Below are 25,433 nucleotides of genomic sequence, written 5' to 3'. Positions count from 1 at the left end.
GGAGAGGGAATATATGCAGCGTACTACACGTCAAACCGCCTGAATAAAGGCGAAAGCAGGAGTAAATCTGTACTCCTGCCGATACATATCTATTTTTATCCCTATCTGGTTTAACTCATATATAAAGCAATAAAAAATGCGTAAAATACAAAGATGATTATCGGGAAATGATATATAATTGACGATTATGTTTTGGAAATGTCAGTGCTTTTGAGGGCTGGGTTAAATGTGGACTTTAAATATCGAGTTAATTTGGATAACTATAAATAATTATAAGGAAGAGTTTTACCAAATATTCTCATTTTATTGATAAAATTTTGTTGTATATCTCCCTTGACATAAAGCCTTCCTCCGGGTGTATCATAGTGCTGTGTTAAAGGAGGTAGACTATTATGTTTGAGACATTACAGGAGAAGACGGAAGAGAAAGCAATGGTACAGTTCCTTGAACGCTTTACAGATTATCCATTTCTGGTAAAGTTCAAGAATTCCGAGTATCACATCGGAGAGGGCAAACCTACATTTACGGTGAATTTTAAGAAAGCGATTCCTCTGGCGGATCTGATGAAGAGCACATCCCTTGCACTGGGTGAGGCGTATATGCGTGGGGATCTGGATATCGAGGGAAATCTTTATGAAGCGCTGGATCATTTTCTGGGTCAGATGGGGAAATTTTCTACCAATGAATCTGCTCTGAAAAAGATCATGTTCAGTTCAACATCAAAGAAGAACCAGGAAAAGGAAGTGACCAGCCATTATGATATTGGAAATGACTTTTATAAACTTTGGCTGGATGAGACTATGAGTTATTCCTGTGGGTATTTTATCCATGAGGATGATACGTTGTATCAGGCACAGGTAAATAAAGTTGATTATATCCTTAAAAAATTACATCTGGAAGAGGGTATGAGTCTTTTGGATATCGGCTGCGGCTGGGGTTTTCTGCTGATCGAGGCAGCTAAGAAATATAAGGTTCATGGTACCGGTATCACCTTAAGTCATGAACAGTATGCAGAATTTCAGAGACGGATCAAGGATCAGGGGCTGGAAGATTATCTTACGGTAGAGCTGATGGATTACCGTGATTTGCCGAAGAAGGAGTATCAGTTTGACCGTGTTGTCAGTGTCGGTATGCTGGAGCATGTTGGACGTGATAATTATCAGCTGTTTCTTGATTGTGTGGAAAAGGTTCTGAAGCCGGGTGGACTGTTTCTGCTTCACTTTATCAGTGCTCTGAAGGAGCATCCGGGTGATCCGTGGGTCAAGAAATATATTTTCCCGGGCGGAACTGTTCCGAGCTTACGTGAGATCCTGAACCATATGGCAGAGGACAATTTCCATACCCTGGATATCGAAAATCTCCGTCTGCATTACAATAAGACATTGCTTCACTGGGAAAAGAATTTCCGGGACAATATTGAAAAAGAAAAGACTATGTTTGACGAAGAGTTCCTGCGTATGTGGGATCTGTACCTGTCAGCATGTGCGGCAACCTTCCACAACGGAATTATCGATCTTCACCAGATTCTTATGACCAAGGGTGTGAATAATGATCTGCCGATGACACGCTGGTATTGATAAAAGCCTTTACAAACCTGCCGGAAAGGAATATCATACTTCTATAAAATTATTTATTAAAGCGTATAAGGAGCCTGTGGATTCAGCATATGATTACAGAAATGCTGAATCCGCAGGCTTTGTTTTTTAACCGATAAACCGCGAAGGAGTTATTCGGTCATGAGCAAGTAGCGAAGCGTATTGCGAATATTCGCTTGACTATTCCGTTTACCGATAATTATGGAATGTGCATAAAAACAAAGCTGCAAACTTGTTCAATAAGCAGAATCATAGAAAACTATCTTGACAGATCAGGAGAAAAGAATAATAATGTAATTACTTTAATAAAATAATTAATAAAAGATGATATGCAATAGAAAGAAATTAAAGGAGGAGAATAAGATGCTTCAGCAGGTAATGACAAATCCAGGAGAGATTATTTTCAGAGAGGTTCCAGTTCCGGAAGTGGGAGATGACCAGGTTCTGGTTAAGATCATGAACATTGGTATCTGCGGATCAGATATCCATGTATATCACGGCAAGCATCCTTTTACAAAATATCCGGTAACACAGGGACACGAAGTATCCGGTGAGATCACGGGACTTGGAAAGAATGTGACAGGTTTTAAGGTTGGCCAGAAAGTAACCATCGAGCCTCAGGTATACTGCGGACACTGTTATCCATGCCGCCATGGAAAATATAATCTCTGCGAGGAACTGAAGGTTATGGGCTTCCAGACAACAGGAACAGCTTCTGAATTCTTTGCAGTAGATGCATCTAAGGTAACACCGATCCCGGAGGAGATGTCTTACGAGGAAGGTGCAATGATCGAGCCGCTGGCAGTTGCAGTCCATGCAGTGAAGCAGATGGGCGATGTAAAAGGGATGAACATCACAGTGATCGGTGCAGGTCCCATCGGAAATCTTGTTGCGCAGACAGCCAAAGGAATGGGGGCAGCCAGGGTTATGATCACGGATGTCAGTGACCTTCGTCTTGCAAAAGCAAAAGAGTGCGGCATTGATATCTGTGTAAACACAAAGGAGAAAAATTTCGGAGAGGCACTGGTAGAGGCATTTGGTCCGGATAAGGCAGATGTGATCTATGACTGTGCCGGAAATAACATCACCATGGGACAGGCCATCCAGTATGCGAGAAAAGGCAGCGTGATCGTACTGGTAGCGGTATTTGCGGATATGGCAACCGTTGACCTTGCTGTTGCCAATGACCATGAGCTGGATATCAAGAGTACTATGATGTACCGTCATGATGATTATGTAGATGCCATTGATCTTGTAAATGCGGGAAAGGTTCATTTAAAGCCGCTGATCTCAAAGACATTTAAGTTCGCAGATTATCTGAAGGCTTATCAGTATATTGATGAGAACCGTGAGACAACCATGAAGGTTATCATCAATGTGCAGGAGAAATAATTTCTGAAGATTATAAGTGATATAAGAAAAACTCCCGGATGTTTGGCTGTCCGGGAGTTTTCAGATGGTGGCGGTGTCAGATTATGGGAGAATTTTTGGAACAGTTTTGAGTGATTTGTTTATTGATGTGTGGTATGGTTATTATATCTTATAGGATTCTTGTCTGTATGGACATTCTGAAAGCTTCGTATTCTGGAGCGTTTTCCATTTTAAGTTCCTGTAGAGTTCGTAAAAATACGTTTTATGGGGTTTTTATGTTTTGATGATGTGGTATAATTTGGATATACCGGTGGGAGTGATCAATCGTTTGTTTTTGGATGGACGGTCGGATGAAGTGCAGCGTGTGATGACGGATGTAAAATGGCGTCAGAAGCTGTATGATGAGTATGAATTGTAACAAGTGATATGAGTATGACGAGGAGGAATTAGCATGGAGAATATTTTTCACAGAGTAAGTATTCGTAAATATGAAGATAAATCCGTAGAGAAGGAAAAGATCCTTCAGATTTTGAAGGCAGGTATGCAGGCGCCAAGCGCGTGTAATCAGCAACCTTGGGAATTTTATGTTGTGACAGATAAGGAGAAGATCCTGGAGCTTTCCAAAGCCACTCCCTATTCCGGATGTGCAGCAGGTGCACCGGTTGTGATCGTTCCGGTATATCGGAAAGAGGGATTGCCTGTTCAGGATATGGCACAGATCGATATGTCTATCGCACAGGAGAATATCTGGCTGGAAACGGATGCACTGGGACTTGGCGGCGTGTGGATCGGAATTGCACCGCTTAAGGATCGTATGGCGTTGGTCCATGATATTCTGAAGCTTCCGGAGAATGTGGAGGTATTTTCTCTTTTTGCCCTGGGGTACCCGGCAGAGAGCAGAAAGCAGCAGGATCGTTTTGATAAGAGCAGGATCCACTTTGTAGAATAAAAAAAGCCTTCTTTGAGGAAGATAACATCCGGAAACAGAAGAAGTCTGAATGTAGTGAAAAATACCAATAAATCCTCTGAAAATTTGTGCAGAACGCATTTTGCATGATCGGGATTTTTACGATAAAATGTAAGTATAAGAACTGAAAAACTGCATTAAATGAAAGAGGTGAAGGGTATGAAGGAATATGAGATCATTATTGAAACCATTAATCCCTGCGGCGGCGATCGTCATTCTCAGCAGGAGATCATTGAAGCAAATATCGAGAGCCCGGAAGCTTTCGTAAAAGAAAAAGGAAGATTTCCGATCATTGATAAGATCGAGAATCCCGATGGCGGAGTCGTGATCGTAACCGGTGACGGAAAAGGATACATGGTAAGATATACATTTTCTGAATAATGGATAATGCGGCGTATGTGACGGAAAAAGGATCGTAAAGCAGAGCTGGGATCAGATCTGGCTTCGTTACATACGCCGTGTTTTGGCTTTTACCTAAAAAATGCATAAAAAAACATATGCAAATTTATAAAATATATATAAATTATTTGTTGAATTTTTATAAAAAAAGGAGTAAAACATTAGATAAATAAAAAAGAGAAATGCATGGAACAGGACAGATCACAAGAAGCAGACCGGATCACAGAGAGCCGCAGCTGGTGAGAAGCGGCAGAAGGTATTTTGTGATATCACTTGGGAGCATCCCGCTGAATAGAAAGGTTAAGTAAGCAGGGACGTAGTCTTCACGTTACAGAAGAGGCTGTTTGAAGAGACAGCACTAAGTGGTTGTATTTAGTGATAAATATGATAATACAAAGTGGTACCACGGAACATTCCGCCTTTGTTATCCGAAAGGATAGCAAGGGCTTTTTTAATATATAAAATTATAAAATAAAAAACACAAAGGAAAGAGAGTTGATATTATGAACGGAATAACAATGATGATCATAGCCATTGTAGTTCTCGGAGGCGCATATCTTCTGTATGGCCGTTATCTCCAGAACAAATGGGGCATTGATCCGAAAGCAAAAACTCCGGCATACGAAATGGAGGACGGAGTTGATTATGTACCGGCTGATACAAATGTAGTATTTGGACATCAGTTTGCATCCATAGCAGGTGCAGGTCCCATCAACGGACCGATCCAGGCCGCAATTTTCGGTTGGCTGCCGGTTCTGTTATGGATCCTCATCGGTGGTGTATTTTTCGGAGCTGTGCAGGATTTTGCATCCATGTATGCATCCGTAAAGAATAAAGGACGTACTATCGGATATATCATCGAAGCGTATATCGGAAAGCTTGGAAAAAAATTATTTCTTTTATTCTGTTGGCTGTTCTGTATTCTGGTCGTTGCCGCATTTGCAGATGTTGTAGCAGGAACCTTTAACGGATTTGTCGCAAATGATGCAGGAACAGTTACAAAGGTAGCGGCAAACGGAGCTGTTGCAACCACTTCCATGTTATTTATATTTGAGGCTGTTGCACTTGGATTTTTCCTTAAATATACAAAATTCAACAAATGGGTCAACACTGCAGTCGCAATTTTACTGCTGGTAGCAGCAATTGTGCTGGGACTTAATTTTCCCATGTATGTAAGTCTTGGAACCTGGCATATCATCATTTTTGTATACATCCTGATCGCCAGTGTCGCTCCTGTATGGGCACTGCTTCAGCCACGTGATTATCTGAACAGCTATCTGCTCATTTTTATGATCGTCGGTGCGGTTATCGGTGTATTTGTTGCCAATCCTTCCTGTAACCTGAAGGCATTTACAAGCTTTCACGTAGACGGACAGTATATGTTCCCGATCCTGTTTGTAACCATTGCCTGCGGTGCTGTTTCCGGCTTCCATTCACTGGTATCTTCCGGTACTGCATCCAAGCAGATCAAAAATGAGAAAAACATGCTTCCTGTTTCCTTTGGAGCAATGCTGATGGAAAGTATGCTTGCCATCATCGCACTGATCGCAGTTGCATCCTTTGCAGACGGTGAAGCAGCAGCACAGGGACTTACAACACAGCCGCAGATTTTTGCAGGTGCTATCGCAAACTTCCTTTCTGTAGTTGGCCTTCCGCATTCCCTGGTATTTACCCTGATTAACCTTGCTGTATCCGCATTTGCACTGACCTCTCTTGATTCTGTAGCCAGAGTCGGACGTCTGTCATTCCAGGAATTTTTCCTTGATTCTGATACAGATGAGGAAAACATGAGCCCGTTCCTGAAGGTAGTAACAAATAAATATTTCGCAACAGTCATTACACTGGTACTTGCCTACATGCTTACAAAGGTCGGCTATGCTGAGATCTGGCCGCTGTTCGGCTCCGCAAACCAGCTGTTATCTGTACTCGCTCTTGTAGCCTGTGCAGTATTCTTAAAGAAAACAAAACGTCAGGGCTGTATGCTCTGGATCCCGATGGTATTCATGATGGCAGTTACCTTCACAGCACTTGGCATGACCATCACAAAGCTTTCAAAGGCACTGGTAACAACAGGGCTGGATCTTGGAAACACCTTACAGCTTGTATTTGCAGTATTACTGCTGATCCTTGGTGTACTGGTAGCGATCCAGGGCGTGAAGAAACTGCTTGAGAAGACAGATGATAAAAAAGCAACGGCATAATATTATCGGATGAGATCACGGATTTCTGTTTGGCTGAAGAGGCATGAGTCATATAAATGGCTCATACCTTTTTACATCCATGGAATTTTGAGATATCTAAAGACGATTTATGACTCCATGCGCCTGCATTCATTGGGAGTCATTCCGAATTGCTTTTTGAAAGCAGTCTGAAAGTGGCTCTGGCTGGAGAAGCATAAAAAGGTGCTGATCGTACGGATGGATTTGTTTGTATATTGCAGCAATTCTTTACCTTCCTCCAGCTTGCAGCGCAAAATAAATGCGCTGACAGAAAAACCAAGGGTCTTTTTAAATAATCAGGAAATGATGGCTGCGATGATGGAAGGAATGCCGCTTCGTCAGTTGTTAAGCTTCGTTCCCGGAATTAAAAGAGAAATACTGGAACAGATGGTTGGTGCTTTAAACGAAGGCGTTGCATATAATAAAAAAAATGTATCAATGGAAATAAAAGCCTTATGCCAGACCAGAAATTAGAGAATCTACTTAATCTTGCCATGAATGCCCTGCCGCAGGAACGGGCGAAATCGGAAAATCTGAATGTGGGATATGATCCCACTACCAGGCTGTGGGATGTGATCGTGAAATACAGCGGTCCGGAAAGCGGACTTGGTGGTGAGAGGATCCAGGTGGTCCCGCTGCTTGGCAGCTATGCAGTAGTGACATTGCCGGAAACGGAAATTTCTGCATACTCAGTTAGAGAGCAGATCGAGTTTATAGAAAAGCCTAAGAGACTTTATTTTGAGACCTTTGAAGAGCGGGAGGCAAGCTGCATTTTGCCGGTGCAGAATGGAGCCGATGGCTTAACCGGCAAGGGGATTTTGGTGGGTATTGTGGATTCCGGGGTGGACTATTTTCATCCGGATTTCAGAAATGAGGATGGAAGTACCCGGATCCTGCGACTGTGGGATCAGAGTGTAGCTGGAAATCCACCGGAAAACTATGTATCAGGAACTGAATATACGAAGGAAGAAATTGATGAGGCGCTTGCACTCGGGGAAACCGAAGGCAGGCGCCTTGTTCCGTCTGGGGATTTCAGCGGACATGGAACAGCAGTTCTTGGAATAGCAGCAGGAAATGGGAGAGCATCGGAGGGAGTGAAGCGAGGCGTTGCGTATAGAAGTGATCTTCTGGTGGTAAAGATGGGAAATCCACGGGAAAATTCATTTCCGCGGACAACGGAGCTGATGGAGGGTATTGATTACCTGATACGGCAGGCAGTGAAGATGAGAAAACCGATCGTTATAAACGTCAGCTTTGGGAATAATTATGGTTCTCATGAACCTTATAATTAAGGGAAAACATAAGAAAACACTGATATTTCCTGTGTTTTCAGGCAATTCAGTGTTTTACTCGGATTCATGTTTGGTTGTTGTTTGAGTCTTATAATACTCGGTCAGGATCATGTTAATCTGCTGGGAACGTGTACGATAGTTCGCTTTTGCATCCTTATCAATCTCAGCAACCAGTTCTTTGGACAAAGTAGTATAGACCTGAATATTGTTGGAACTGATAGCCATGTGGCACCTCCGATTCAATTTAATAGAATTATTCTATCATACTTCTTCGGGAGGGGCAATGTGAACTGAAAATTGAAGAATTATTGTTACTGTAAAATTGGAACGGTCGTAAAGAAAATCTATGAATAGAGAACGATAAGAAAGGTAGAACAGACAATGAAGAAAACAATTTTTGAAGAGATGGGCGGTACTTATATCAGACATGGGGATTATCTTATCCCTGCTCTTACCTTACCGAAGGAAGAAGAACAAAGGGTTGTCGGTGTATGGGGACAAAGACATTTGCGGTATTTGAAGGAATACCGCAGATTGCTATATCTGAATATGCTTACAAGCGGCAGGCTGAATGGTTATTTGGCTGATATAGAAGAACAGGCACAGGAACGCTTTGAAAGACTTGTAGAACAGATGAAACAGGCACAAGGCATTACAGAACAGCTAAAGGTGGAAAATGTCTTGGAATGGATAGGAAGAATGAACAATATACAAGTATGTGCGAGGGAGATTGTGGATAAAGAGATAATTTATCAAGAATGAAATGTAAGATAAATAGTGTATAAAATGTAGCAGGGCATCATAAGATAAAATTGTAATTGCATTTTCCACATAGTTCGTGTAAAATGTAATTAGAAAAGCTGTGCATCAGCGGTGGGTTGACACCTAAAATCTGATACGTTTTCCGAACGAAGGTGTCGGAGGTTGGCAGGCAACGGAAAAACCTGATATTTTCCAGACGAAGGTGCTGGAGGTTGGCAGACAACGGAAAAATCAACCATGAGAAGGGAATGTTTAGTGCTGCGGCGTGAACATTCCCTTCTCTAAATTTTATGGGATAAGGATTAAGTTATGGACAAAAGACGTGCAATTCAGATTATGACAAAAGCGGCACAACTATATAAAGAACATCTTGAGGATCAGAAGGTTTTGTTCCTATATGGCTTACCGAAAGAGGTGAATAAGCAATTACAGGAAAGTAATAAGATTTTGTCATCTGTACAGGGATATGAAGTTGTTTTCCATAGATACAATTTTTTACATTTGACAGGAGTTCGATTGAATAAAAAAGAGACAGCTTCTGCAATTCATTTTTACCAGAAATGCCTGGATAAGCGATTAACAGAAAATGATTTTGTTTTTGCAAAAGATGGCTCTACGGGGCAAAAATTGGATATATTGGAACGTATGATGCTTATTAAGAAAAACGTAACAATGATAGGAGAATTTACAGATCGAGGACCGAAATTATATACAGAAAAAGCTGCCGGGAATATATGTGGTTGTATTGGCTTCGTAAAAGATAAAAATACGAAATTAAATGTACCGAACACATTGCTGAAAAAGGACATCAGAGATGTAACAGCACAGCCTACATATAAAGTATTTGCTGTAATATCAAAACACTATACAGATGAGAAATATACAAATCTTGTGAAGATGGACAAAAGTATTGATTTGAAAGAGTGTTGTTTCTCAGAAACAATAGAAAATATGATAGATAGAGAAAATCTATAATGAAATATAAAGAAACCATGCTACTGCTTTTTGTAACAGTATCATGGTTTTATTGTTTGTCGTCTATATTTTAAGTTGATTATTACTTTACAAAATTGGCAATGTTATAATTATCATTGATTTTAGAAGAAGGGAGTATCGAGGGAAATTAGTGGAACTGGTTTTGCAAGCATAGCGTTTGGATATCCAAACGCACTTTGGGAGCCCCCCAAACCCCATTTGTTGGCTTTACAAAGTAGGAATTTTTTGCTCAAGATAAAAAGAGAGTGCGTAAGCGGAAAGAAATCAAATTATGCTTACGCACTTTGTGCCTCACTTTTGCTCGGTGGTTAGCAGTTTGTGAATTATTGGGATGAAGCAATATAACTGTTTTGAGAAAACGGGATATTTTTTATATTAGTAGTTTAAACATTATAGTTCTGTGTTGTGCGATTTTTGCCTGGATTGAACAGGATGTTTTTTTTGCAATTCCTGTTTCCTCTGATATTCAAGTTCCCAGGTACGATGAGAGAAGCTATAGGGATCTTCCATATTGAGATCATCCACTTCATGGGTTGCGATATCACGATAGTGATAGTCATAATATTCACCAAAAGTACCTTTGAGCTGCTCAATCAGTTTCTCTCGGAAAGTAGGTCGTATCTGGATTCTGGCATCCAGTAATTCTGTATATTGCTCTGGTTTAGGCCGGAGTTTTTCCTCTTGGAAAGCGACAGCATCTTTTTCAAGCTGCTCTTTGAGAGCCATATCCTGAGAATCGAGAATATCCAGATTCTTATCCATCTGGTCGTATTTTCTGGAAAGGCTCGCCATATCTTTCTCTGTGGAGCATTCAGCCTGAAACAGCAGCTGTTCTTTGGCAGATTTCAGTTCCTCGATTTCTTCTGTTACGGTTGTAAGCTGCTGGTTTAACTTTATATGCTGGAAAGGATTTAGAATACTGGTTTTACTTTTTTGCACATTTAGTTCTTTCTTTTCAGTAACTTTCGCTTTGAGCTTTTTCTTAATGGTATCATATTTATTTAGGATAGGACGAAAATGCTGCATCCAGTCATGGATCACTTCTTTTTGCATTTCATTATGAAGTAAATGATATTGTGTAAAAATCATATGATTGCGGATTGCTTCTAATGTTTCTGCAATTACCGGAATAGATTTTTCGACAGCTTGAACCAATTTTTTTATCTGTGTTTTTAATTCCCGTAGTATTCTGTTATCCGCACGAACCCGACGGTTGATTTCACACCGGTCTGCTATCATGCCTTTCTTTTCCATATTCTGGGCAATGTAGCCTTCGTGGATGGTTGGCTGTTCAGTGATTCCCTGAGCTGCAAAACTGCGGTGATCAATGGCGGCATTTATCTGATTAAGGGCAAGCATTTTATTTACGGCATCTGCCCAGTTTGCTCTCCAGAGGCAGAGCTGTTCCTCACTGTTCCATTGTTCGGAAATCGGGTTTTGTCTGCCATACCGGGTGCTTTTTGGATGTTTGTCGATACGTTCATAACCTTTCTCCTGTGCTGCCGAGGGAGTCAGATATACTTTCTTTTTCCCAGCTTTATAACGATACTGTTTTTCCCAGCCCTCTTTCTGAGCATCCTTAAATTCAGAAGCAGTAAATCCCTTTTCCTCTCCATCTTTGATGCATAGATATTCTTTTTCGGTTTTATACTGCCATGTTCCGTTTTCGTTTAATGGACGGACAGTAAGTAGAATGTGTGCATGGGGATTGTGACCATCTGTATCGTGAATGGCGAAATCGGCACACATTCCCATATCTACAAAATTCTTTTGAATAAAATTCTGAAGAAGAGAAATATTGCTGTCTTTATCCAACTCAATAGGGAGTGCGACAACAAATTCTCTTGCCAGTCGGCTGTCTTTTGTTTTTTCAGCAGCTTCTACAGCATTCCAGAGTTGCTCCCGGTTTTTCCATTTAGGCGGAGCCATAGGGGGAAGCATTACTTCCTGATAGATCAGTCCATGTTTTCGGGTGTAGTCATGCTGGATGCCATCGTAATCATTGTATATGCGGCTACAGCTCATATAAGCAGATGCAGCGACAGCAGACCGCCCGGAACCACGGCTGACGACCTTGGCTTGCATATGATAAATTGCCATATCTGGCACCTCCTTTCGATGTTGCCTGCAACAGCGGATAGCCCTCGGCAGAGCGCACGAGCCCCGTAGGGGATACCACCGCCCGATTTATCGGGTGGTGAGTAAGTGCGCCCTTCGGGAGTAGAACTTGTGTATTTACATTCCTCTTAGCCGGAGCATCAGCTCCCGCTTTAGGGTATCTAAATCCATTTCTTTAATATGTGGAGCAATGCTTTCCAGAATCGCTCCTTCTTGAATCAATCTGCGTGTTCTGGCATTACGTTCCTTTTTACGGTTTCTTGCTTCGATTTCTTCCAGTCTGTGTTTTGCCTGTAAAAGCACTTTTTCTTCTGGTGTCATAATTCTTTTATTTGCCATATCTGGCACCTCCTTTTTATGCCCGTATCCGGGCGATTTAGTTTTAAAATCTTGTGGTTTAGTACTATAGTTTTAGATAACTGACAGTGGCATGTCTCTGGTGATAAATAAGAAAAGAAAGTAGTACTACTGTCAGTGAAAAATAGTTATTGTGCGATGCTGCTTTGTTTCAACTCTGGTTTGAAGTGTGATTATCTAACAGAATTTTTTTCGTTTTTTTTAAATTAGCTGTTGCATTGTCCTGACGGATATTCCGGTTATTGATACGGATGGGAACACATCTCTCCAGAATCCGGTCATAAATTCGCTTGTGTGCGATATCAGCGGCGTTATTCAGCTCTGATAAAGTGAGATTGGTTGTTATGATCAGGGGCTTTTTACTGCGGTAACGGCTGTCAATCACATTGAATACCTGTTCCAGTGCAAAGTCAGAGTTCCGTTCAATTCCGAGGTCATCAATGATCAGAAGGCTGTAGCGGTTTAAGCTGTGGATGAACTGATTCCTGTCTTCAAAATGCATTCCGGTAAGGGTATTCAGAATCCGGGAAAAGTTGGTCATCAGTACCGGGACGCCTTTTTCCAGAAGGGCATTGGCAATGCAGCCTGCAAAGAAAGATTTTCCAGTACCGACATCGCCCCAGATGAGAAGTCCGGAAGCGTTTGCTTTCATCTCTTCCCAGTTACTTACATAATTGTGTGCAAGTTTCATTTCCGGATTGCTGCCGTTATCTTTGGCAAAGGTGTAGTCATAAAGTGATTTGTCCTGTAAGCCGCTGGTTTTGAGATGCTCTATTTCCATTTGCTTTTCATGAAGTTTTCTCTGGGCTTCCTCCTGTTCAAAGATCTCCTGCTGGCACTTACAGCGGATGGAAGGAATAAGAACCTTTCCCTGTAATTCATGCCTGCACTGTCTTGGCGTATTGCATTTGGAACAGTAGATCAGGTGATTTGTTTCGTTAAAATATTCATCAGACTGAAGCTCTCTGTTTGGTGTGATAGCTGTTGGTTTTTCTGTAAATGTTGTCATAATGTTTCGTATTCCTCACTTTCATAATTTCGTTGCCGGGAAACAGGATGATCCTGTCTTGCCCAACGGATGATGGTAGCTGCATGGTTTTGGTATTGCTTTCCGGTAGAAGCCATATAACCGGATAAGCGTTCCATATAGTCCTGCCAGTCAGGGATTGTCTGCCGGATATTTTCCAGCTCCGTCTCTGACAGAAAAACATTTTGAAATGTTCCATAGGGTGAGCGTGGCTCTTTACTCCCTCTTATTGTTAAATGGTTCTTTTTTATCTCTTTCTTATTACTGGACAGTTTTCTGTCTGTATCAGGGAAAGAATCCTGTCTGTCAATAGGACAGTTTTCTGTCTGTCTTGAGGAAAGAATTCTGTCTGTATTGCTGAGGGTTTCTTTCGGGATTTTTACATAGATCCGATTAGGGTGTCCGGGTCCCTGCCGTTTTCGGAAGATAAGCTCTTGTTTTTCCAGTACTGCCAGAGCAGTTTTCACCGTCATCTGGCTTTTGTGGAGAACTTCTGCCAGTGCTTCAATCGTAAAGTAGAGGAACACATGACCATTTGTATCTGACCAGCCCTCATTTTTCTGGGAAAGCCTTGCACGGTCGAGCAGGATCATATAAAGCATTTTGGCAGTTTCGTTTATTTCCATGTCCAGAAGAAAACGGGGAAACATCATATAAGATGGCAGGCTTGTGTCTGCTGTCAGAAAGTCCGTCATGTGTTCACCTCCAATCACAATGGTTTATTCTCCAAGAAAATCCCAGTCTATATCACGATCCGGCTGTTCTTTTTCAGGAGCTGGAAAGGGCATCCTGATGGGGGATTCCCTTTCCAACATGCCTGCAGTCAGCCCGGACAGAAAAATCGGCAATGACTGTTTCAGGCTGTGTTCTACTGCTTCTACAATCTGTTTCACAAAAAGTTCTTCCCGTTCCCTTGTTTCCAGATAGGGATCAGCCTGAGTGCGGTAGTAGCGGTCAAAATAATCGACCAGTGCAAGGGAGATTACCTGGCTGTAAGATTTAAAATTCTGTCTGTCCATCGTCTGTAAATATTCCCAGGCTCTCCGCTGCTGGTCTTTGTCCAGATTAAATCGCAGGTTTGTGTTGCGGATATGGTTCTGCATGGCTTATCCCCTCCTTTTCAGGCTCATATAAGCCAGAGATTCATAACCTTTGGCAGTGGCACAGATATCATCAAGGATGGTAACTCGTGATTTGTCATACGCTCCAAAGTTACGGATCAGGCATCCACCGCCTCCGACCACATACAGGCGCATCAGGCCAGGATTGTATTCATATTTGCGGAGCGTGGCAAAAATATCTGTGACATACTGTCTGGCAACAGCAGTAATACAATCCAGATAAGACGCTGAAATGTCAGCGGTTCCAAACCGCAGAATCTGCTCTACGGTAGATTCTTCAATCTTTACTCCGAAGTTGTCCAGAACAGCGTTTTTAGCGGCAATCATGCATTGGTTTACGCCAAACTTTTCTGTCCAGCACCGGCTTTCCTGTGCTTTCTTATTATTGATATACAGAATGTTCATGGTTCCGTTGCCGATATCTGCAAGAAGATTTGTCCCCTTGAAATCTCCAAGTCGGTTTACGATAGCCGGATATCCCTGCGGGTAAAGGCTGCATCCCACAAAACGGAGATGATACTCTTTGCTGTTAAATCGGTAATGGACTTCTGGATTCTGGAGCAGATAGGAACGGAAATCTTCTCTCTGGTTTCTGATCCATGTCAGAGGAAGCCCGGCAGCCAGATGAACGTCTGCTTCACGGATGGAAAAGACATTCAGTTCCCTTGCAATCGCCATGAGAGTTAGAAGATAATATTCTTCGTCCATAGCTTTATCTGGGATAAATTCTTTGTGTCCTTCGCCAATCCGGTAGTAAATGCCGTTATATTCCAGAATATTCCCGGTGAAGATGGGTTCTGTTTCATAGGCTTTGATTCCGGTTGGTGTGACGGTATTTGCTGTTTTCATGTTGCCGTAGCCGTGATCTACAGCAATGATTTTTGTGTTTCTGAGTTCTCGCATAAAAAACACCTCCATTTTCGTATTGATTAATTCAGCAGGCTGTACCGGTGTGGTACTGCTTTGCTGTGAGATAAGCATACGAAAGTTGGAGGAAAAAGACATTGAGGGAAAATTGAGTTGGAATTGAAAAATAGGATATAATTTTGTAAAATAGAGCAATTTCTTTAGTTTTTTATAGCCCTGCATTTTTTTGTTATAAACGTTCATTAAATGTTGACATGTTATTATATAAATGGTAAAATTGTACAATAAAATGTGGAAAGTTGGATGGAATTTATTGAATTATAATAAAACTAATCGTACTTAACTGGCGGCTTATGTATTTGTAGAACTTAGAATAATAGAAAATTTAAAATATTATCAATTTTTACAGCTGTTGCAATGCTTTCAGTAGGAACAACAGTTTTTGCAAGTCCTTAACTGTTGTTTGATAAGGAGTGTAGTTTTATACAAATAGTGATATTATTGCAAAAAACTAGGATTTTATAAAAATAAAAAAATCAAGTCTATAGCTGTTTGAAGTGAGGAGAAAAGCGTATGAGAAATGTGTTGGCAACGGACATAAAAAACAATATTCGAAGCATTCGCTTTATTTTGGGGATTTTTCTAATCGTTTCGGCTACCCTGATGTCTGAGCATGAGATGTTGCAGAAGATCATAAATGCAGGCGGATCTGCAGAAGGACCAGGCTGGTTCGTAGCATACACCTATTGTATGAACAGCGTTAATATGCTTCTGTTTGTTCCCATTGCTGTTGCTTTTGCGGGTGGAGAGAATACGGAGGCTGAGCTGCACAGTCGTTTTTTTCTGTTCAGTTATATCCGTTCAGGGAGAAAACAGTATCTCGTAGGAAAAGCAGCAGGATTGTTGGTCTCCGGAGGTTTGACAGCTTTTTTAGCCATGGTGTTCCTTCTTGTAATCTGTATACTGAGGTTCGGTCAGTATCCTTCTCTGATTGACGGAAATTATGAGATGGCAGTGCTTGTGGGCAGAACGGCGGTAAGCTTTCTGAGATTGTTTTTAAATGGCGCTTTTTGGGCGCTAATTGGCGGTACGTCGGCTGTCATAACAAAAAATCGCTATATGTCCTATGCCGTTCCTTTTATTCTTTATTATGTCCTGACCGTATTTCAGGAGCGTTACTATCAAAAAGCATTCTTTCTGAGTCCCCGCTATTGGGCGGCGTCTATTTACTACAATGATATCTTCTGCATTGCTATATTAGCGGTTGGAAGTTTTTTAACGGCACTGATCTTTATGTGCGCAATAGAAAGAAGGTTGCGGTATGCGTGATATTAAACAGGCTTTTTGGATTGCAGGCCAGAATTTCTATGGATGGAAAAAAAGTCCGAGGATCTGGATGACCTTTATTTTGGCAGCTATATTATGTCTGATGCTGTCGGATCAGATTATTTCCCATGCGATAAAATATGAGACAATCCTTCAGGTATTCGAGCCGTTTATTTGGACATATGGGGATGCATCCTCTGTTATGCTGTCCTCCCTGCTTTTAATCCTGCTCTTTGCGGACATGCCATTTATCAGTCAGGCAACTCCGTATTGGCTTGTACGCACAAAACGGAAGATATGGCTTGCGGGTCAGATTATCTATGTGATCCTGGCGACTGTGATCTATAATATTTTTTTGGCTGTGATGCTTGGAATTATGGGAGCTCCCTTTTCCTTTACGGGAAATGTGTGGAGCGAAACAGCGGCAATGTTGGGCTATGGCGGTGGGGAGAGCATAACCGTTCCTGTTTCCATAAAAACAATGGAAAGCTCAACTCCTTATATGTGCGCAGCAATAGTGTTTGGACTTGTACTTTTATATACTCTTTTTATCGCAGTTCTCATGTTGTTTTTAAATCTGGCTGCGGGAAATATGGCAGGGGTGATCGGTGCTTTTGCAGTCAGTCTGTATGGGCTCCTGCTGAACCCAGATGTTTTCCGGAAACTGTTTCATTTTACAGAAAGTCAGGAATATAGGGCGAACGTGTTCTGCGGCTGGCTGTCTCCGTTGAACCAAGCTACCTTTCCCATGCACAGCTTTGGTTATGATTACCTGCCAGGGATCGGGATGAGCATGTTCATATTTGCAATATTAATCATAGCGCTGATCGGCTTGTCAGCCGTCCGAATTAAGGGCTATAATTTCTCTTTTACGCAGACAAACGAATAAATGGAGGGCAAAATGGAATATGCAATCAGGTTGAAGGGACTGACAAAATCCTTTCAAAAAGAAAAAGTATTAAAGAACATTACCCATGATTTTGAAAAAGGGAAGATTCATGGGATTATGGGGTTTAACGGTTCAGGGAAAACCGTAATGTTTAAATGCATCTGTGGATTTTTACAACCTGAGAGCGGCACAGTGCTCGTAGGGGGAAAACAGATCGGGAAGGAGCTGGACTTTCCAGATTCCGTAGGCATTATCATTGAAAACCCTGGCTTCTTTCTGGATCTCAGCGGTTTTGCGAATTTAAAGAGACTGGCGTCTCTGAAACACCGTATTTCCGATGACGATGTGAGGGCGACGATGCGTGCCCTAGGGCTTGATCCTCTGTCTAAAAAGAAGGTAGGACAGTATTCTCTTGGAATGCGTGAACGTCTTGGTATCGCACAGGCAATCATGGAAGATCCGGAGCTTTTGATATTGGACGAGCCTTTTAATGGTCTGGACAAGCAGGGGGCAGGAGAGGTCTGCGAGCTTTTGCGGGGATTAAAGGAACGAGGGAAGACTATTCTTATCGCAGCACATAACATGCTGGAGATCGAATGGCTCTGCGATACGATCTGTGAGATGGATGCAGGTGTCCTGACGCAGATAAAATAAAAATACGGGGGAAAGAATATGGGAAAGGTATTAATTAAATGCATTCAAACACCAATGCAGAAATATTTTTATGATCGTTCTTTGGATTACTAGTACATAGAACAGACTGCCTTATACATTAAAATAAATAAGGTAGTCTGTTTCTAAAAAATATACGAAAACGTTAATAGTGTCAGGAAGGTATTTATAAGTTAAAGAGTTTATAATTGAAGTTTCGTGAAAAAGCGACAATTCTATAAGATATATGGAGGAAAAATGAAAAAAAGTGTTCTAGCAATTATGGTAGGTGCGTTGTGTATTATTCTTTCCAGCTGTCAGGAAACACCAGAGGAGAGTTCGGTAGTCAGCAAAGTGGATGGGATTAGCGAGGCGGCTGTCTGTGAACCTCTTAAAAAAGGAGAAAAGAGAGAGACAAATGTTCCAACGCATTGGAAATTTGAAGAAAAGAAAAGCAACGACCGTGTGGTTATCCAGGCAGATATTAAGTTGGGCGAACAAAGCATTGGCAATCTTCCAGTCATAGAGATGCAAAATCACGAGTTAACGCAGGAAGAACTGAATGGATTGATTGATTATTTTACGGACGGTGAGGAACTATATATGCCACAGATGGTGACAAAGGATGCGTATCAGGAAGTGTTAGACAGGATTTCCAGCAAGGAAGGAAGTTACTTGCAATCAGCATATTCTACATCGATTGCAGGGATTCAAAACGCAACCCGAGAGGGGATGGAGCTTGCACCGGATGAAGCGTCTGCACCGGAAAAGATGGAGATAAAATTTCAAAAAAAAACAGAGGATCACGGTGTGGAAGCGGCACGGAGTTGGATGAGTACTGAATTGGAAAACACAGATACAGAGGATTATTTTACTGCAGATGTGGGCGAGGACAGGAAGGCATATATAGAAGCAGAGCGGTATAATCAGGAAATTGACAATGACAGTAGTTTTCTCTGGATGGAGGGTTCTAATTTTATAGAAGAAGAAACAATAGAAACTGAGGAAATGCAGAGTGAGTATTACAGTAGCTTTGGCATGGATACCAACGGCTATACAGAGAAATTTCATGAACTGGCAGATGCGTATCGAAAGTGCATGGACAAGATCACCTTTACAGAGGAAGATGGAAAGGAACAGGCAGAACAAGTTTTAGAGGATTTAGGTATCGATGGAATGGGCCTTGTAGATTCTGATCGTACCGTGTGGTTCCCGAATGGCGCATGTTCAGAGCGCAATGGTCTGGGACTTGGTAGTGATGCTTTGTGGCAGGGAGATCTGGATAGAGGATTACCGGGATATCTGTATTGTTTTTCGAAAAGTGTAGAGGGTATTACTTCAGTTCCTGATGGCGTGGTTGCGGAAGAAACAGTGGATAGTTATGTGCCTCCGTTCCAGGTAGAAACAATCTCTATTCTGATAACAGAGGAAGGAATTAAATATTTTAAATGGGATGGGATATCGGAAGAAGTCTGTACGGTGACGGAAAATACAAAGCTTCTGCCTTTTGAAAAAATACAGGCAAAGCTGACAGATCAGATTTTTTATTGGTATTCCGGAAAAGGCCAGTCTGCCAACGACACTACCGCACTGGAGTATGATGTGGTAAACGCAAAATTGCAGTATACTTATACCACAGCCTATCAGGAGCCGAAACACGCATGGTTGGTTCCAGCATGGATTTTTACTGTCAGGGAAAGTATTGGTGGAAATTCTCTACAGGAGCTTTCTTATGTGATCAATGCTTATGATGGCAGTGTGATTGGAGAAGCATATTAGGGTTCAGCGACACTTGAATTTTTATTGACCATAGAATTACAAGGTTTATCATGAGAATAATAAATATGCGATATTTGGCTTGGATATATAACAGGTAAGAATAGGAATAGTGCAAATGATTAAGCTCGCATTGATTGATAACGGTATACCTTATCATATGAGAAATAACAGGAATCAAAGGATTGTTCATAAATCTTTTTTGGCTTCTAAATGCGATCCAAGTGAGTATAAAGACGATAAATCATTCCATGGCGCTGTATGCGTCGGAATTATCACAAGCATATGTAGTGATATAGAATTATGGGACTTGAATGTGACTGACTCTGCAGGAACAACACAGATCACAGTTTTGCTGGAAGCTTTGGAATGGTGTATTCAAAATAAAATAAAGTTAATTCACATGAGTCTTGGAACAATCAATTATTTTGATATTAAACCCTTATGGATTCAAATAAAAAGATTACTTGATGCTGATGCGATTATAGTAGCAGCATATCATAACAGAAATATAAAGACTTATCCAGCTGCATATCCAGGTGTTTTTGGTGTCAGGCAGGATCGTTATGGTCTTTTGGGAAATGGTCAAATTCTGTTTCAAGAACAAAAAGGTTATAATATTGAGAATTCTATTATAGCAAATTTTTCGTGGAATGGGATCGTAAATCAAGCCAATAGTTATGCGGCTCCTGTTGTCACTGGACATATTGCTACATATTTAAACAGAAAGCCCACAGCAGGATTTGATGATGTTATGGACTTTTTGATGACTATAGCAACGCATAAATCTGATTATCCGGATATACTAGAAAATGTAATAAGGGATAAAACCAATATAGAGATACCGGTAATTGCCGGTATTGATTTAGATTACGAGGAAATGATACAGCTAAAAGTGATGTTTAGTCAGAACGGTTATTACGCAATAAATCTGCAGAAAAATCCTTTAGATGAAAATGTAATTCCTTTAGAATATTATGACGATTCCAATGAGTCATTGAACGATATCCTTTATACAGTATATATAGCTTATGAACCTGATATTATTCTTTTGAATCAAGAGGAAGAAATATTTGAAAGTAGTAAGGCATCAGATATAGATATGTATATTGTGCGTAAAAATAATATGTATGAATTGTATGCAGAAGATCGAATAGGAATCACTTACAATATAGAGGATATATATGAGCTTGTTTGTCAATATTTTGCTTAACGAATAGTGAGGATGGCAATTGGATATGAGAGAAAATGGGAAAACATGGTATCGAATTTGTAAAATGTTGTGTGAATATAAAAAGTATTTTCCAGGGATTATCTGTTGCCTTTTGGGTTCATCATTCATAACGTTTATACACCCACTGCTTATAAGACAAATAACAGATTGTGGTATATTGCAGAAAAACATGAAATACATTCTTTTATTTTCTGTTATATTAATAATAATTTCTTTAACCCAGCAAGAGTTAAATATAATCCAAACAAAATTATTTTCAAATGTACATAATCAGTTTACACATTCTCTCTATAAAAAGACTTACTGGAAAATCAATAGGATGAAAATACAGTATTTTGCTGAAAGAGGAAGTGCAGAGATTATAAATACAATTGGTATGGATATTGATAATGTGTCATCTGTTGTGGATCAGATTACTCAGTTTTCTATATCATCAATTCTCCAAATAATAGGAGGAGTAGTTGGGCTGTCCTTATTAGACTGGAAATTAGCAATATTGATAGAAGCAATTATTCCACTGAAATTTATAATAGTGTCCTATTGTGCAAACAAGAAACGGGAAGTGTTTGAACAGTGGATTGAGGATAAACGAAAGTTTATGAGTTGGTTTGCCGAGTGTATAAATGGAATTCATGAAATGAAGCTCTGGAATCTGTTTCAGGTAAAAAAATCTCAATTTGAAGGTCTGCAAAAAGATTTGATGGATTCATATAAAAAGAACGCAATGCTAGATGAATATAGTACTGTCAGTGTTGTAGTAATAGACACGGTTGTAAATGCGTTATTATATATATTAAGTGGGCTTTTTATAATAAAAGGAGAATTCACTATAGGCGGAGCATTTGCTTTTATTACATATAGTGCATATGTTGTAAATCCAATTTCAGCATTGATAAACATTAAATATTATTTTGCGCAAATTGAGCCATCGGCAAAACGTCTTTTTGAGTTATGGGGACAACCGGAAGAATTGGAAATGAAATTATGTGAAATGAAACCTGAGAAAATTTATCAAGATAGGGATATGGTTTTTGAAGTAAAAAATCTTGTCTTTGGTTATGAACCAGGACACCCTATTTTAAATGGTATTTCACTATGTGTAAAAAAAGGGGAACGAATTGCGATCGTAGGAGAAAATGGAAGTGGCAAATCAACACTTTTGAACCTTTTGGCGGGATTCTACCGGCCACAAAAAGGAATAATAAAATTGTATGGAGCTCCTGTGGAATTGATGGATATACAAGATATGAGAAATAGAATTGCGGTTATAAGCCAAAGGCCATATCTATTCCAAGGGACTATAGAGGAGAATGTTAATATCGATGGAAAGGCGTCAAGAGATGCAGTTGTTGAAGCATGTAGAAAAAGTGGTGCTTTAGGTTTTATTGAAAAATTGGATCATGGATTTGGACAAAAAATTGGGCAAGATGGTGCAAAACTTTCTGGAGGAGAAAGACAAAAGATAGCTGTAGCTAGGGCTCTGCTGAAAAATGCAGACATTTTACTTATGGATGAGGCTACAGAAGGATTTGATGTTGAATCAAATGAAGCTTTACGTGAGTTATTACATAGTGAATTAAAAAATAAGACTATCGTTTTTATTACGCATAAGTATAAAGAACTGGAAAGTGTTGATAAAGTATATCGCCTTTCAAAAGGAATTTTAGAATTGGTGCGGAGTTAGAGATATAAATTTCTAATAGAACTGAGCCACTATGCATTTGACATATTGTATCAAACAGTAGGTTGATGACGAGATGATTGTAATGTATCGCAGATTGAACAAGCAGAGGAGCATATTTACAAGTTCTCAGGCATTGATGAAGGCAATATACCTAGACTATAAAAAATTTGAGATAGGAGGAGCGAAAAGTGTCAAAAAAAGAAAAGTGATCCTTATGTAAACGCTCCATGTCTAAGAAAAAATGGAAATGGACAAGCGCCTAGTCTTGGAGTGTATCTCAAAACTAGGCGTTTACATTATTGAGGCAATATATTTTACAAGTGTTTGTAGGAACCGTTAGTGCTTGGTGAGAAGAATACTTTTTGCCAGAGCAATTCCAGCTTGTGGATACAATTCTTGAATTGCTTGATATTTTTCTTCAATCAATTCGGGTTCGTCTGCCCATATATCCTCATAAATTTTCAAGGCTTTTTTAAAATGGGTTTTCGCTTGCGAAATATTTGCAGTGATCAGGCAGATACTTCCAAGGGATTCCTGTACCTGGGCATAATCCAAACAGTGGTTTGAATTATATTCTTTGATAATCTGTGCTAATTTCTGAAGAGCAGACAGGGCAAGGTCAGGTTCTTGTATTTCAATTAAGAGGACAGCATAATTATTAATCTGAGGAATACTGTCATTAGTATAAAGAAGCTGGTATTGTTGTAAAAGAGAGATACCCATTTTCATGTGCCTTTTAGCGAGATCAAGTTGTCCGTTGATTCGGTAAAGCCCTCCAAGATTGGAATGGAGGTTGGAAACCAGGTGGGCATTTTCTTTTGTGGTTTCTTTTATTTGAGCAAGTGCTTCTTTTTCTAATTTTATCGCTTTTTCTGTTTTGGGTTCCAGAGTTGCCTGATAATCCAATAGTAAGGCACGGTCAGATGCAGTCCCGTAAGTATTTGCTTTTATAAAATGCTGTAGTTCCTGGATGATTTTTTTCATACCCTTTTGATAGTGGTACTTCTCCATATATGGAAAAACATCTTCTAAAAATAACAGGTATTGGGGAATATCGTCCTTTTCAATGAAAAGCATGATGTTTTCTACTGTTTGAAATAATTTTTTATAATAGCTAACTTCAATGCCATGCATCAAACATATTTTTTGCAGAGAATCCAATAACGTGTGGCAGCTTGTAACAGAAGGTGCGGTCTCGGAAACTGCAATTTCCTGAATCATTGGATGCAGAGAAATAGTATGCCGGAGACTTGACTGTACAAAACCTGTCTCGATCAGATCATTCACGTCATTTAAAGTAGGCAGCTCCAGCCATTTGGAAAATATACGGGCAGAAATACCAGATGAAGGCATAAAACACATATTGCACATAATATCCTGCTGTTTCCGTGATAAGGAGTATAACGAAAACAGGGTATGGATATGGTTGTAATAGGTGGCTTTTTTGCTCTGACCATCTTTCATTACTTTAATCTTATCTTCATTATGAAGAGAAGCCTTTTCCTCTTGAAGTTTTATCAATAATTGCTCTGGAGTTAAAATTCCATTTTCCAGAAGTTTGGCTGCCAGTTCGACAGCAAAAGTATGGTAGTGTACAGTTTCTATGATTTTTTCTACGATTGCCCGGTTTTCCTCTGCTTCTGAATAAAATACAGATGTCAGTTGAAAAAGAGTGGGTATATCTTTCAGTTCTTTTAATTGAAAACTACAGTATTCAGACAGTTGGCTTCTGGTTGTAAATAAAACCCGGCAACGGTATTTTAATACGACTGACAGGCAACTGTCCTGTGTGGATGTGACATTAAAATTGTCTATGATCAGCAGTGTATCAGATTTCAAAGAGCGTAAGAAACGGTTATGTCTTTGAAAACGTTCCTGCTCACTGATTTCTGGTGGATCATCAATAAAATCCATGTCTACAATATCTTGATATAGATTACCGGTGTATTCCATATAGAGAATATTGGTGTACTGTTTTCTGTATTGCTTTGCATAGGCTTTAGCAAGCTCGCTTTTTCCAATTCCGGCAATTCCATAAAGAAATATATGTCGGTTCTCTTCAAACAAAGTATGGAGTTCATCCAGTTCTTCTTCTCTTCCTAGAAAATGACGGCATGGTTTTGGGACTTCGCTGTCCATAATGTAATCCAGAACAATCGGAGATAGAACACCTCCTGCAATCAGTTTTTGATTTCTTGTATCACGTTTAATAAATTGCCGTTCCATACCAAAAGAAAGTACTTTTGCTAAAAACAACAGCCTTGAATCAGAAGGTTTATATAGAGATACAAGTTCCTGCTTTTTTGTATCCGAAATCGTATCGTCCTGTATGAATAACGTGTAAATGTCCTGTATAACCATGTTGCAGTCTGCCATTAAGGGAAGTAAGTTCCGCTGAATGGTTGTTGCCAGTTTTTTCTGATTGCTGGGTTTTGCATAATATGAGGTTATTTTGGGACTGATTTTTGCTTGTCCGGTTATCCAGCGGCAAATTAGACCATTATCCATAGAAAAATCTTCATTTATCGGATCATTCATAAAATCTTCAAATAATTCGTATAAAAAATCAGGTTGGTTCATCTGATTGCTTTCACTGATTTGATTTTTTAGGCATGTGCTAATAGAAGAAAAATCACATCGTTCCAACAGAAATCCCTCCTTTGGTTTTCGTGTTTTATATTCTTAAAGTCTTTTTATTATAACACGAACAAATGTTCCGGACAATAGGAATTGATACTGTATAGGAAGAAAATGAATCTTAAAAACTCAATCTGCGGTCAAT

Annotated in this window: 25 protein-coding genes; 16 read left to right on the top strand and 9 right to left on the bottom strand. The window is 40.1% G+C overall.

Going from position 1 to position 25,433, the window contains the following annotated elements:
• The first annotated feature begins 392 nt into the window (after nt 1-392).
• The 6 genes from DMI82_RS15415 to DMI82_RS15395 all read left to right on the top strand — a co-directional run bounded on the left by DMI82_RS15415 (nt 393) and on the right by DMI82_RS15395 (nt 6,533).
• Nucleotides 393-1,577, top strand: a complete 1,185-nt coding sequence (locus DMI82_RS15415; protein ID WP_110103796.1) for an SAM-dependent methyltransferase — start codon at nt 393-395, stop codon at nt 1,575-1,577.
• A 381-nt stretch (nt 1,578-1,958) separates the two neighbouring features.
• Nucleotides 1,959-2,987 carry a zinc-dependent alcohol dehydrogenase gene (locus DMI82_RS15410; RefSeq protein WP_015526214.1) on the top strand — a complete coding sequence of 343 codons (1,029 nt, stop codon included), beginning with the start codon at nt 1,959-1,961 and terminating at the stop codon, nt 2,985-2,987.
• 259 nt (nt 2,988-3,246) lie between these two features.
• The gene (locus tag DMI82_RS19875; RefSeq protein WP_158526482.1) at nt 3,247-3,384 is read left to right on the top strand and encodes a hypothetical protein; all 138 of its coding nucleotides are present in this window, start codon (nt 3,247-3,249) and stop codon (nt 3,382-3,384) included.
• A gap of 33 nt (nt 3,385-3,417) precedes the next feature.
• Nucleotides 3,418-3,915, top strand: a complete 498-nt coding sequence (locus DMI82_RS15405) for a nitroreductase family protein (protein WP_110103795.1) — start codon at nt 3,418-3,420, stop codon at nt 3,913-3,915.
• A 177-nt stretch (nt 3,916-4,092) separates the two neighbouring features.
• Nucleotides 4,093-4,314 carry a hypothetical protein gene (locus DMI82_RS15400; protein WP_059086708.1) on the top strand — a complete coding sequence of 74 codons (222 nt, stop codon included), beginning with the start codon at nt 4,093-4,095 and terminating at the stop codon, nt 4,312-4,314.
• A 521-nt stretch (nt 4,315-4,835) separates the two neighbouring features.
• A complete protein-coding gene (locus DMI82_RS15395) occupies nt 4,836-6,533 on the top strand; it encodes a carbon starvation CstA family protein (RefSeq protein WP_110103794.1) in 1,698 nt (565 codons plus the stop codon).
• A 107-nt stretch (nt 6,534-6,640) separates the two neighbouring features.
• Here the strand turns inward: DMI82_RS15395 and DMI82_RS20730 are convergent, their stop codons facing one another.
• Nucleotides 6,641-6,805 (bottom strand): helix-turn-helix domain-containing protein, encoded by a 165-nt coding sequence (locus DMI82_RS20730; protein ID WP_180214222.1) that lies wholly within the window; start codon nt 6,803-6,805, stop codon nt 6,641-6,643.
• Between DMI82_RS20730 and DMI82_RS19670 the strand changes: the two genes are divergently transcribed.
• Both DMI82_RS19670 and DMI82_RS15385 read left to right on the top strand, forming a co-directional pair.
• Nucleotides 6,735-7,025 carry a hypothetical protein gene (locus DMI82_RS19670; RefSeq protein ID WP_146207167.1) on the top strand — a complete coding sequence of 97 codons (291 nt, stop codon included), beginning with the start codon at nt 6,735-6,737 and terminating at the stop codon, nt 7,023-7,025. The genes DMI82_RS20730 and DMI82_RS19670 overlap by 71 nt on opposite strands.
• Nucleotides 7,007-7,843 carry a S8 family serine peptidase gene (locus DMI82_RS15385; RefSeq protein WP_110103792.1) on the top strand — a complete coding sequence of 279 codons (837 nt, stop codon included), beginning with the start codon at nt 7,007-7,009 and terminating at the stop codon, nt 7,841-7,843. The genes DMI82_RS19670 and DMI82_RS15385 overlap by 19 nt, the downstream gene beginning before the upstream one ends.
• A gap of 54 nt (nt 7,844-7,897) precedes the next feature.
• Here the strand turns inward: DMI82_RS15385 and DMI82_RS20110 are convergent, their stop codons facing one another.
• Nucleotides 7,898-8,068 carry a hypothetical protein gene (locus DMI82_RS20110; protein WP_005428285.1) on the bottom strand — a complete coding sequence of 57 codons (171 nt, stop codon included), beginning with the start codon at nt 8,066-8,068 and terminating at the stop codon, nt 7,898-7,900.
• A gap of 156 nt (nt 8,069-8,224) precedes the next feature.
• Between DMI82_RS20110 and DMI82_RS15380 the strand changes: the two genes are divergently transcribed.
• Nucleotides 8,225-8,605, top strand: a complete 381-nt coding sequence (locus DMI82_RS15380; RefSeq protein WP_005428283.1) for a TnpV protein — start codon at nt 8,225-8,227, stop codon at nt 8,603-8,605.
• A gap of 309 nt (nt 8,606-8,914) precedes the next feature.
• On the top strand, nt 8,915-9,580 hold the full coding sequence (locus DMI82_RS15375) for a PBECR4 domain-containing protein (RefSeq protein ID WP_005428282.1): 666 nt from the start codon (nt 8,915-8,917) through the stop codon (nt 9,578-9,580).
• Nucleotides 9,581-9,991: 411 nt separating this feature from the next.
• Here the strand turns inward: DMI82_RS15375 and mobQ are convergent, their stop codons facing one another.
• The 6 genes from mobQ to DMI82_RS15345 all read right to left on the bottom strand — a co-directional run bounded on the left by mobQ (nt 9,992) and on the right by DMI82_RS15345 (nt 15,127).
• Nucleotides 9,992-11,701 carry a MobQ family relaxase gene (mobQ, locus tag DMI82_RS15370; RefSeq protein WP_023924145.1) on the bottom strand — a complete coding sequence of 570 codons (1,710 nt, stop codon included), beginning with the start codon at nt 11,699-11,701 and terminating at the stop codon, nt 9,992-9,994.
• 135 nt (nt 11,702-11,836) lie between these two features.
• On the bottom strand, nt 11,837-12,058 hold the full coding sequence (locus DMI82_RS15365) for a hypothetical protein (RefSeq protein ID WP_005428277.1): 222 nt from the start codon (nt 12,056-12,058) through the stop codon (nt 11,837-11,839).
• Nucleotides 12,059-12,227: 169 nt separating this feature from the next.
• On the bottom strand, nt 12,228-13,085 hold the full coding sequence (locus tag DMI82_RS15360; RefSeq protein ID WP_005428275.1) for an ATP-binding protein: 858 nt from the start codon (nt 13,083-13,085) through the stop codon (nt 12,228-12,230).
• The gene (locus DMI82_RS15355) at nt 13,082-13,798 is read right to left on the bottom strand and encodes a replication initiator protein A (protein WP_005428274.1); all 717 of its coding nucleotides are present in this window, start codon (nt 13,796-13,798) and stop codon (nt 13,082-13,084) included. The genes DMI82_RS15360 and DMI82_RS15355 overlap by 4 nt, the downstream gene beginning before the upstream one ends.
• Nucleotides 13,799-13,822: 24 nt before the next feature.
• On the bottom strand, nt 13,823-14,206 hold the full coding sequence (locus tag DMI82_RS15350) for a hypothetical protein (RefSeq protein ID WP_005428271.1): 384 nt from the start codon (nt 14,204-14,206) through the stop codon (nt 13,823-13,825).
• Nucleotides 14,207-14,209: 3 nt separating this feature from the next.
• Nucleotides 14,210-15,127: a ParM/StbA family protein gene (locus DMI82_RS15345; protein WP_009245410.1), complete on the bottom strand. Its 918-nt coding sequence runs from the start codon at nt 15,125-15,127 to the stop codon at nt 14,210-14,212.
• A 537-nt stretch (nt 15,128-15,664) separates the two neighbouring features.
• On the opposite strand from DMI82_RS15345, the gene DMI82_RS15340 reads away from it, so the two are divergent.
• The 6 genes from DMI82_RS15340 to DMI82_RS15315 all read left to right on the top strand — a co-directional run bounded on the left by DMI82_RS15340 (nt 15,665) and on the right by DMI82_RS15315 (nt 22,651).
• Nucleotides 15,665-16,420, top strand: a complete 756-nt coding sequence (locus DMI82_RS15340) for a hypothetical protein (protein ID WP_005428267.1) — start codon at nt 15,665-15,667, stop codon at nt 16,418-16,420.
• A complete protein-coding gene (locus DMI82_RS15335) occupies nt 16,413-17,306 on the top strand; it encodes a hypothetical protein (protein WP_005428264.1) in 894 nt (297 codons plus the stop codon). Before DMI82_RS15340 ends, DMI82_RS15335 begins: the two co-directional genes overlap by 8 nt.
• Nucleotides 17,307-17,318: 12 nt before the next feature.
• Nucleotides 17,319-17,960 carry an ABC transporter ATP-binding protein gene (locus tag DMI82_RS15330; protein ID WP_009245407.1) on the top strand — a complete coding sequence of 214 codons (642 nt, stop codon included), beginning with the start codon at nt 17,319-17,321 and terminating at the stop codon, nt 17,958-17,960.
• Between the two features lie 255 nt (nt 17,961-18,215).
• Nucleotides 18,216-19,736 carry a DUF6034 family protein gene (locus tag DMI82_RS15325; protein ID WP_005428257.1) on the top strand — a complete coding sequence of 507 codons (1,521 nt, stop codon included), beginning with the start codon at nt 18,216-18,218 and terminating at the stop codon, nt 19,734-19,736.
• Nucleotides 19,737-19,851: 115 nt separating this feature from the next.
• Nucleotides 19,852-20,946: a S8 family serine peptidase gene (locus DMI82_RS15320; protein ID WP_009245400.1), complete on the top strand. Its 1,095-nt coding sequence runs from the start codon at nt 19,852-19,854 to the stop codon at nt 20,944-20,946.
• Nucleotides 20,947-20,971: 25 nt separating this feature from the next.
• Nucleotides 20,972-22,651 carry an ABC transporter ATP-binding protein gene (locus tag DMI82_RS15315; protein WP_005428253.1) on the top strand — a complete coding sequence of 560 codons (1,680 nt, stop codon included), beginning with the start codon at nt 20,972-20,974 and terminating at the stop codon, nt 22,649-22,651.
• 336 nt (nt 22,652-22,987) lie between these two features.
• On the opposite strand, the gene DMI82_RS15310 is transcribed toward DMI82_RS15315, so the two are convergent.
• The gene (locus DMI82_RS15310; protein ID WP_005428247.1) at nt 22,988-25,231 is read right to left on the bottom strand and encodes a tetratricopeptide repeat protein; all 2,244 of its coding nucleotides are present in this window, start codon (nt 25,229-25,231) and stop codon (nt 22,988-22,990) included.
• Nucleotides 25,232-25,433: the final 202 nt, after the last annotated feature.

The organism is Blautia sp. BCRC 81119 (genome assembly GCF_003184505.1).
In the GTDB taxonomy this organism is placed as follows: domain Bacteria; phylum Bacillota; class Clostridia; order Lachnospirales; family Lachnospiraceae; genus Blautia_A; species Blautia_A fusiformis.
This window is presented reverse-complemented; position numbering and strand designations above follow the sequence as displayed.